Raw genomic sequence first — 9,785 nt, 5'->3', positions numbered from 1 at the left:
CGCCGCAAATAAACACAGCTACATCGAGGCGATCAGGCGATCCACTCGCTCGTCCACCGAGCGGAAGGGGTCCTTGCACAGTACGGTGCGCTGGGCCTGGTCGTTCAACTTGAGGTGGACCCAGTCGACCGTGAAGTCCCGGCCGGCCGCCTGGGCGGCGGTGATGAAATCACCGCGCAGTTTCGCCCGGGTGGTCTGCGGTGGGGTGTCGACGGCGGCATCGACCGCCTCGTCCTCGGTGATCCGCTTGGCCAGACCCTTGCGCTGCAGCAGGTCGAAGACGCCGCGGCCGCGTTTGATGTCGTGGTAGGCCAGGTCGAGCTGGGCGATCTTGGGATCGGACAGCTCCATGTTGTAGCGGTCCTGGTAGCGCTGGAACAGTTTGCGCTTGATCACCCAGTCGATCTCGGTGTCGACCTTGGCGAAATCCTGCGACTCCACCGCGTCCAGGGTGCGGCCCCACAGATCGACCACCTGATCGACCTGCGGATCACGATCCCGGTTACGCAGATGCTCCACGGCGCGGGCGTAGTACTCGCGCTGGATATCCAGGGCGCTGGCCTGCCGGCCACCCGCCAGCCGCACCGGACGACGGCCGGTGAGATCGTGGCTGACCTCCCGGATGGCCCGGATGGGATTGTCCAGCGCGAAATCGCGGAACGACACCCCGGCCTCGATCATCTCCAGGACCAGGGCGGCGGTGCCGACCTTGAGCATGGTGGTGGTCTCGGCCATATTGGAATCGCCCACGATCACGTGCAGGCGCCGGTACTTCTCGGCGTCGGCGTGCGGCTCGTCGCGGGTGTTGATGATCGGACGCGAGCGGGTGGTCGCCGAGGAGACGCCCTCCCAGATGTGCTCGGCCCGCTGCGACAGGCAGAACGTGGCCGCCTTCGGCGTCTGCAGCACCTTGCCGGCCCCACAGATCAACTGCCGGGTCACCAGGAACGGCAGCAGCACGTCGGAGATCCGGGAGAACTCGCCGGCCCGTACCACCAGGAAGTTCTCGTGACAGCCGTAGGAGTTGCCCGCCGAATCGGTGTTGTTCTTGAACAGGTAGATGTCCCCGCCGATACCCTCCTCCGCGAGGCGCTGCTCGGCGTCGATGAGCAGCTCCTCCAGTACTCGCTCCCCGGCCCGGTCATGAGTGACCAGCTGGACCAGGCTGTCGCATTCGGCGGTGGCGTACTCCGGATGCGAACCGACGTCGAGGTAGAGCCGGGCGCCGTTTCGCAGGAACACATTGGAGCTGCGCCCCCAGGAAACCACCCGGCGGAACAGATACCGGGCCACCTCGTCGGGACTGAGCCGGCGGTGTCCGTGAAAGGTGCACGTCACACCGAATTCGGTCTCGATCCCCATAATTCGTCGCTGCACACTATCGAGGTTACAGCGCGGAATGATTCCTGCGGGTCAGTGCGGAAAACCCGATGTATACGGCTTGGCAACGATTAGGTGGGCGATCGTTCTGCGCCCATTTGCCCCGCCGCCGCGAGGTGGGTCGGGAGCCGCTCCGAATATGGATTCCGATCATCCCGAGAAGACCCAAGGTGCGCGCACACGTGCGCCTTGACCGACCTGGGGAGGCTCACAGCAATGAAAGTGCTCAATGGTCGCCAATCCATGGACGGCCGACTGCACACGCCCAGTCGCTGCGCTCCTTCGCTCTGTCAGTCCAGAATCGGGGGCGGGCCCGACCACGAACGCCGACCATCCGGAAAAGACAGAAGGTGCATGCTGTCGTGCACCTGGACCGGCCCGAGGAGGCTCACAGCACTGTGAGTGCTCAAAGGTCACCGATCCATGGACGGCCAACCGCACACGCACGGCACGAAAGCGGGTCGCGCACCGTTGTCGGTGCGCGACCCGTGGATTCTCGTCCGGCGCGGAGCCGGCCTGTTCAGTCCGGCTTGCCGCCGGTTTCCGGCTCCGCCGAGCCGGCCTCACCCGCCGAGCCCAGCAGCTCTTCGAGGGCGGTGCGGCCGATCCGGCGGAAGGCCCGCCGCGGTCGCGCCTGCTCGAGGGTGGCGACCTCCAGCGAACCGACGCCGAGGGTCCGCTTGTCCTTGTCCGCGCCTTCGCTGGACTGCAACGCTTCCACCGCGACCCGGATCGCTCCGGCCAGGTCCAGGCCCGGCCGGTAGGACTCCTTCAGCGCGCTGACGATGGGTTCGGTGGTACCGCCCATCACCACGTATTCACGCTCGTCGACGATCGATCCGTCGAAGGTGATCCGGTAGAGGACCGATTCGGGCTCCTGCTCCGGATAGCTCACCTCGGCGACGCAGATCTCCACCTCGTAGGGTTTGAGCTGATCGGTGAAGATGGAGCCGAGCGCCTGGGCGTAGGCATTGGCCAGCGCCCGGCCGGTGACGTCGCGGCGATCGTACTGGTAGCCGCGCAGATCGGCCTGCAGGATGCCGCCCCGGCGCAGGTTCTCGAATTCGTTGTACTTGCCGACGGCGGCGAAACCGGTCCGGTCGTAGAGTTCGCTGACCTTGTGCAGGGTCGCCGACGGATTTTCCGCCACGAACACCACGCCCTTGTCGTAGGCGAGCACCACGACACTGCGGCCCCGGGCGATACCTTTACGCGCGAGCTCGGTCTTGTCGCGCATGATCTGCTCGGCGGACGCATACAGCGGCAGGGTCATGCCCGGGCGCTCCCTTCCTCTGCGGCCTGACGGTCGGCGGCGATACCGCGCGCGATCTCCTCGAGCCGGGATTCGGCCACCTCCACGGCGCCCTCCTCATCGATCAGGATCGCGGTCGGGTAGATCCCGCGCAGCAGATCCGGCCCGCCGGTGGCGGTGTCGTCGTCGGAGGCGTCCACCAGGGCCTCGACCGCGATACGCAGGGCGCGGTCGGCGTCGATCCCCTTGGAGTACAGCTTCTTCAGCGAGGTCCGCGCGAACATCGAGCCGGAGCCGACGGCGGTGAATCCGAACCGTTCCTCGCTGCGCCCGCCCACCACGTCGTAGGAGACGATGCGCCCCGCCCGGTCCGGATCGGTGGCCTGCCGGTCGTAGCCGACCAGCAGCGGCACCACCGCCAGGCCCTGCAGGGCGGCCGGCAGGTTGTCACGCACCATCTTCGACAGTTTGTTGGCCTTGCCGTCGAAGGTGAGGGAGACGCCTTCGATCTTCTCGTAGTGCTCGAGTTCCACCGCGAACAGGCGGACCAGTTCGATGGCCATGCCCACGGTCCCGGCGATACCGGTCGCCGAGTAGGTATCGGTGATATGAACCTTCTCCACATCGCGGCCCGCCAGCAGGTTGCCCTGGGTGGAGCGCCGGTCACCGGCGATCAGCACACCGCCGCGATAGGACACCGCGACCACGGTGGTGCCGTGCGGTGCGATATCACCCGCGGCACCGCCGCCGGGATTTCCGGCGGCGGTGGGCTGGCTCAGGGCGTCGAATCCGCTACCCGGCAGGAGATCCGGTGCGTGTTGACGCAGATGTTCGGAAAAGGACGAGAGGGCGTACCCCAGATGGAGACGCAAGGGGTCACCTGCGGTCACTGGCCACCTTTCTGCACGTAGGCACGAACGAAGTCTTCGGCGTTCTCTTCGAGCACATCGTCGATCTCGTCGAGCAGGTCGTCGGTGTCCTCCGCCAGCTTCTCGCGCCGCTCCTGACCCGCGGCGTCTACGCCGTCGACGCCTTCGTCATCGTCGCCGCCCCCGGCGCGTTTGGTCTGCTCTTGTGCCATCGCAGCCGACCTCCTCTGTTTCCACCGACCGGCCGCGCTCGCGTACCGGACGAATCGTGAGCACCTCTGTGCTCGTTCTTCAACACTACCCAGCCGGGACGACACGTAGTCGGATTACGTCCCACCCCGGTGGCCGCGACCTGCCGGGGTATGTGCGGTGAACACTCAGGTGGTGAGCTGTTGCACCAGGTCAGCGGCGGTATCGACACCGTCGAGCAGTTTCCCGACATGGGCTTTCGTGCCACGGCGGGGCTCCAGGGTGGGGATACGGACCAGCGAATCGCCGCCCAGGTCGAAGATCACCGAGTCCCAGCTCGCGGCGGCGATATCGGCGCCGAACCGGCGCAGGCATTCTCCACGGAAATAGGCCCGGGTATCGGTGGGTGGTTTGGTCATGGCGTCGAGCACCTGCTGTTCGGTGACGAGCCGTTTCATGGACCCGCGCGCCACCAGCCGGTTGTACAGGCCCTTGTCCAGCCGCACATCCGAATACTGCAGGTCCATCAGATGCAGTTTCGGCGCCGCCCAGCCCAGGCCCTCGCGGCTGCGCATCCCCTCGAGCAGGCGCAGTTTGGCCGGCCAGTCCAGCAGGTCGGCGCATTCCATCGGATCGCGTTCCAGCAGATCCAGCACCATCGACCAGTTGTCGAGCACATCGCGCACCCGCTCGTCGTCGTTGCCCTGCTCCTCGACGAATTTCGCGACCCGTTCGTGGTAGAGCCGCTGGATCGCCAGCCCGGTGAGTTCCCGGCCGTCGGCCAGGGCGACCGTGGCGCGGAGGGTGGGATCGTGGCTGATGGTGTGGACCGCGGTGACCGGCCGGGCCAATTGCAGATCGGACAGATCGGCGCCGGATTCGATCAGGTCCAGCACCAGCGCGGTGGTGCCGACCTTCAGATAGGTCGACATCTCGGCCAGATTGGCGTCCCCGATGATGACGTGTAGCCGGCGATATTTATCGGCGTCGGCGTGCGGCTCGTCGCGGGTGTTGATGATGCCGCGTTTGAGCGTGGTCTCCAGCCCCACCTCGACCTCGATGTAGTCCGAACGCTGCGAGAGCTGATAGCCCGCGTTGTCGCCGGACTGCCCGATACCGACCCGGCCGGACCCGCAGATCACCTGCCGTGAGACGAAGAACGGGGTGAGCCCGAGAATCACCGCGTTGAACGGGGTCTCGCGGCTCATCAGATAGTTCTCGTGGGTGCCGTAGGAGGCGCCCTTGCCGTCGACATTGTTCTTGTACAGCTGCATCCGGGGTGCGCCGGGAACGCTGGAGGCGTGCCGGGCGGCCGCCTCCATCACCCGTTCTCCGGCCTTGTCCCAGATCACCGCGTCGAGCGGATCGGTGACCTCGGGCGCGGAATACTCCGGATGCGCGTGGTCGACGTAGAGGCGTGCGCCGTTGGTGAGGATCATATTCGCCGCGCCGACCTCGTCGGCATCGATCACCGGCGCCGGACCGTTCATCCGGCTCAGATCGAAACCGCGGGCATCGCGCAGTGGCGACTCGACCTCGTAGTCCCATCGGGTGCGCTTGGCGCGCGGCACCCCCTCGGCCGCGGCGTATGCCAGAACCGCCTGGGTAGAGGTGAGGATCGGGTTGGCCGACGGCTCGGTGGGCGTGGAGATCCCGTATTCGACCTCGATACCGATGATGCGCTGCATGGGTTCGAGCGTAGGCGACGGATGGCGAATCATCCGTCGAGTGGTACTTCCGGCCGATGCCGTGGCGGAGGCCGCGACCACATGCTCTGACCATGACCCGCACCGTCGCCGACCCCCTCTCCCCCGGCCGGCAGCCGCCGCGCCCGCCCCGGCTCGCGGCACTGGATGTGCTGCGTGGAATCGCCATTCTGGGCACGCTGGGCACGAATGTCTGGATCCTGACCGACCCCGAGGGCCTGAGCGGATATCTGCACCGGATCTCGATCTCCCCTGCCGACGGCTGGATGTGGGCCGAGAAGGTGCTGCAGCAACTGGCCCAGGGCAAGTTCCTGGGTCTGCTCACGGTGCTGTTCGGTATCGGCCTGGCCATCCAGCAGACCTCGGCCCGCCGGGCCGGACGCCCCTGGCCGGGAGGGTATCCCTGGCGCGCCGCACTGCTGTTCCTCGACGGCCTGCTCAATTTTCTCCTGATCGCCGAATTCGACGTGCTCATGGGGTACGCCGTGACGGCGGCGATCGTCGCGTTCCTGCTCACACGCAGCGGGCGGGCCCAGGGCCGGTGGCTCTACGCGATGCTCGGCGTGCATCTCACCCTGATCGCGCTCTACGTCGTCTCGCTGGTCCTGGTGGCACCTTCCGCGCCACGGGAGCGGGCGCCGCTGTCCCCGAACCCGTACGCCGACGGTTCGTTCTGGGATCTGGTGCTGTTCCGGGCCGAGCACGCACTGGCGTTCCGGGCCGAAACGATCGTCATCGCGCCGCTGTCGATCGTGCTGTTCCTGGTGGGCGCTCGGCTGTTCCACGCCGGTGTGTTCCTGCCCGAGGGCGCGCGCCTGCGGCGCCGGCTCCTGCTCGTGGGTTTCGGCGTGGCCGCGCCGATCGATCTGCTGGCCGGTCTGGCCGGCGGCGGCGATCTGGTGCTGATCACCCGCTATGTGGTGGCGCCGGTGGTCTCGCTGGGCATCCTGGCGCTGGTCGCCGAGTTCTCTGTGCGCCGCTCCCGCACCGGTTTCGCCGGACGCCGGCTCAGCGAGATCGGCCGGGCCGCGTTGAGCTGCTACATCCTGCAGAACCTGGTGGCCTCGATCCTCTGTTACGGCTGGGGGTTCGGGCTGGCCGCGCGGTTCGCCCCGGAGGCCCGGGTGCCTTTCACCGTCGCTGTCTACGTGGCCGTGTGCGCGGTGATCGCACTGTTCGCCCACTGCTGGCTGCGCCGGTTCGAACGCGGTCCGGTGGAATGGTTGTGGCATTCGAGCTACCGGCTCCTGAATCGGGCATAGCCATCGCGCTGCGCTGATACGCCTGCCACAGTGAGCAGACACACCCGGTCGCGGTACTGCTACCGGCCCGGGTAGCTGCCACCATTGACCCGGCCGTAACGGCAGACGACCGGCCCGTTCCCGGGCCGGAACCGCAGCTTCGACGGAGGACACGATGGGTACCGACAGCACCGGCGACGAACCCGGCGCACACGCCGTACGGAACGAGGAGGGCGATAGCGGCGCCCGCGCCCGGGTCCGGCGTCGTCTCCGTATCTGGGCAGGTCCGATCGTGGTGGTCACGCTGCTGATGGCCCTGCTGTCGACGATGTATCTGGGCTATGTCGTCAACCCGGAGAAGAATCTGCACGATTTCCCGATCGCGCTGGTGAACCAGGACGACGGCGATATCCGCGACGGACAGCGGATAGATATCGGTGACCAGATCACCTCGGCGCTCACCGAGCGCGTCCCCGCGGACAAGGTGGACCTGCGGGTCACCGGGATCGGCGAGGCCCAGCGCCTGCTCGACAACGGCGAGGTCTACGGCGCGATCATCCTGCCCAGCGACCTGTCCAAACGACTGTCGATCCTGGGCGCGGGCAGTGTGGTGCCCGGCGATATCCAGCAGCCGGTGATCACCGTGGTGACCAATCCACGCACCGGTACCTTCGCCACGCAGATCACCCAGATCATCGCCCGGCAGGCGCTCACCCAGGTCAACGCCGAGGTCGGCAAACAACTCACCGCTTCGGTCGACAGCGAACTGAGCGCCGGCCCCGGTGGCGCCACCCAGGTCTCCGGCGCGGCGCGGCTGATGCTGGCCGAACCGATCGATGTGCTCATCGAGCAGTACCGGCCGCTGCCGGACGGGACCGGGCAGGGCCTGTCCGCGTTCTTCTACACCCTGCTGGTGGTGCTGGCCGGTTTCACCGGCGCCATGATCGTGCACACCATGGTGGATTCGGCGCTGGGTTTCGTTCCCACCGAGTACGGGCCGTGGTTCGTGCACCATCCAACCTCCCCGCATTCCCGGGTCCGCACCCTGCTGCTGAAGTGGGGGGTGATGGCCGTGGTGGCACCGATAGCCTCCGGCTTGTTCGTGGGTATCGCCACCCTGCTGGACGTACCGCTCGAACACGGCCTGGCGCTGTTCCTCTTCGGCGCCCTGGCGATCCTCGCGGTGGGGGTGACAGCGCTGTCCGTGCTCGCGGTGTTCGGGTCGGCGGGACTGCTGATCAACCTGATCCTGTTCATCGTCCTCGGGCTGCCCTCGGCCGGCGCCACCATCCCGTTGGAGGCCACCCCGGACTACATGGCCTGGCTGGCCGCCTTCGAACCGATGCACCAGATCTACCTGGGTATCCGCGCCATCCTGTACTTCGACGCCCACGGCAACCCCGGACTGGCACGCGGAGTCTGGATGAGCCTGGCCGGGCTGGGTATCGGCCTGATCCTCGGCCTCGTCTTCACCATCCTCTACGACCGCAAGGGCCTGGAGCGCCGCAGCAACCGCTGAGCCTCGACACGTACCCGGCCGGCGGCAGGGGCCGGACTGCGCAAGATCGGTCAAGCGCACCGGATGGCCGACCCGCCAGACTCGACGGGTGAGCAATCGACGGGACCGACTGCGGGAACTGCTGGACGCCGTTCTCGATGAAGACAACACCACGCTCGGGCAGATGGCTGCCGGCGCGTACGCCTCCCGGTACCACTTCGCCCGGCAGTTCAGTCGGGGAACCGGCGAGTCGCCGGTGGGCCTGCGCCGACGGGTGCTGCTCGAGCGCGCGTGCTGGCAGCTGGGTAGCGGCGCGGCGGTCACCGAGGTGGCCTTCGCCGCGGGCTACGACACCCTGGAGGGGTTCAGCAGGGCGTTCACCCGTGCGTTCGGCCACCCGCCGAGCGCGACCCCGCCGCTGACGGGCCGGACACCGCGCTGGCTGCCCGCGACGAACGGAATCCACTTCCATCCGCCCATGTCACTGTGGGTCGAGGGGGAACCGAGAGGACGATCCGATATGGACCCGACCGCGCTGCTGCTGCACCACGACCTCGAGGACACCGCCCTCCTGGTGAAGGCGGCCACCGGGTTGACCGAGGAGCAGTACCGGCGGGCCCGGGGCAGCACTGGGACCGTTCTGCCCTGGGACGGTCCCGAGGACTCGGTAGCCGCGGTACTGCACCATCTGATCCGCAGCAAGGAGTGCTGGCTGGCCTCCATCGAGGGAGCCGACACCCCCGCGGCCGGCGACGACGACCCGCCCGCGCTCATGGCCCGCCTCGACGAGGTGGGCCCCCGGTGGCTGGATACGGTCCGCGAGATCGACCGGCGCGGCGGCTGGGGCGACACCCTGATCGATGCCCTGTGCGAGCCGCCGGAGAGTTTCGTCCTCGGCAGCGTGATCGCGCATGTGCTCACCTACTCCGCGTATCGCCGCCAGCTGGCGCGGTACTGGATACGCGGCACATCACCCGATGATTCCGTCGGCTGGGGCGACCCGATCGACTGGCTGCGAAGGAGATAGCGAATGACCACCCCGGCGACCGGACCCCGGACCGTCTACTACACGGCGTGCAGCCTCGACGGCTTCATCGCCACCCCCGACCACTCCCTGGACTGGCTGCTGTCCCGGGAGGCCGACAACGACAACGGCCCCATGGGGATGACCGAGTTCATGGCCGGTGTCGGCGCGATCGTCATGGGCGCCAACACCTACCAGTGGCTGCTCGACAACGAGAGTGCGCAACCCTGGCCCTACGAGGTCGCGACCTGGGTCTGCACCCATCGCGAATTCCCCCCGCGCACCGACGGCGATGTGCGCTTCACCCAGGACCCGATCGAACTCGTCCACAAGTCGATGACCGAGGTGGCGGCCGGTAGGAACCTGTGGATCGTCGGCGGCGGCGAACTCGCGGGACAGTTCGCCGATCGCGGCCTGCTCGACGAGGTGATCGTCTCGATCGCCCCGGTGACCCTGGGCGCGGGCGCACCGCTGCTGCCGCGTCGGCTGGAGCTGCGGGTCGACGAGGTGGCGGGCAATGGGGAATTCGCCTGCGCGCGCTATACGGTCGTCGCACCGAACGGATGATCGGCGAGGTGCGGTCGGGCGGGGGCACCGCACCGCCCGGCGGGCGCGGGCGGGACGGC

General features: G+C 67.7%; 9 protein-coding genes. 4 read left to right on the top strand and 5 right to left on the bottom strand.

The genetic code is table 11. From position 1 onward, the window contains the following. Positions 1-18: 18 nt before the first annotated feature. The 5 genes from pafA to dop form a co-directional block, all read right to left on the bottom strand. Positions 19-1,377, bottom strand: a complete 1,359-nt coding sequence (gene pafA / locus NS4_RS30625) for a Pup--protein ligase (protein WP_218000780.1) — start codon at positions 1,375-1,377, stop codon at positions 19-21. 523 nt (positions 1,378-1,900) lie between these two features. Beyond that, on the bottom strand, positions 1,901-2,653 hold the full coding sequence (gene prcA / locus NS4_RS30620) for a proteasome subunit alpha (protein WP_063062949.1): 753 nt from the start codon (positions 2,651-2,653) through the stop codon (positions 1,901-1,903). Beyond that, entirely contained in the window at positions 2,650-3,522 is an 873-nt protein-coding gene (gene prcB, locus NS4_RS30615; RefSeq protein WP_063062948.1) for a proteasome subunit beta, read from the bottom strand. Before prcB ends, prcA begins: the two co-directional genes overlap by 4 nt. Beyond that, entirely contained in the window at positions 3,519-3,713 is a 195-nt protein-coding gene (locus NS4_RS30610; protein WP_030521323.1) for a ubiquitin-like protein Pup, read from the bottom strand. The genes prcB and NS4_RS30610 overlap by 4 nt, the downstream gene beginning before the upstream one ends. Positions 3,714-3,878: 165 nt before the next feature. After that, positions 3,879-5,378: a depupylase/deamidase Dop gene (gene dop, locus NS4_RS30605; protein WP_039825236.1), complete on the bottom strand. Its 1,500-nt coding sequence runs from the start codon at positions 5,376-5,378 to the stop codon at positions 3,879-3,881. Between the two features lie 92 nt (positions 5,379-5,470). On the opposite strand from dop, the gene NS4_RS30600 reads away from it, so the two are divergent. The 4 genes from NS4_RS30600 (at position 5,471) to NS4_RS30585 (ending at position 9,726) form a co-directional block, all read left to right on the top strand. Continuing rightward, entirely contained in the window at positions 5,471-6,658 is a 1,188-nt protein-coding gene (locus NS4_RS30600; RefSeq protein ID WP_063062947.1) for a DUF418 domain-containing protein, read from the top strand. A 154-nt stretch (positions 6,659-6,812) separates the two neighbouring features. After that, a complete protein-coding gene (locus tag NS4_RS30595; protein ID WP_084487877.1) occupies positions 6,813-8,156 on the top strand; it encodes a YhgE/Pip domain-containing protein in 1,344 nt (447 codons plus the stop codon). 88 nt (positions 8,157-8,244) lie between these two features. Further along, positions 8,245-9,162, top strand: a complete 918-nt coding sequence (locus tag NS4_RS30590; protein ID WP_063062946.1) for a helix-turn-helix domain-containing protein — start codon at positions 8,245-8,247, stop codon at positions 9,160-9,162. A 3-nt stretch (positions 9,163-9,165) separates the two neighbouring features. Beyond that, positions 9,166-9,726 carry a dihydrofolate reductase family protein gene (locus tag NS4_RS30585; protein WP_063062945.1) on the top strand — a complete coding sequence of 187 codons (561 nt, stop codon included), beginning with the start codon at positions 9,166-9,168 and terminating at the stop codon, positions 9,724-9,726. Positions 9,727-9,785: the final 59 nt, after the last annotated feature.

It is taken from the genome of Nocardia sienata NBRC 100364 (genome assembly GCF_001613205.1).
Classification (GTDB): Bacteria; Actinomycetota; Actinomycetes; order Mycobacteriales; family Mycobacteriaceae; genus Nocardia; species Nocardia sienata.
This window is presented reverse-complemented; position numbering and strand designations above follow the sequence as displayed.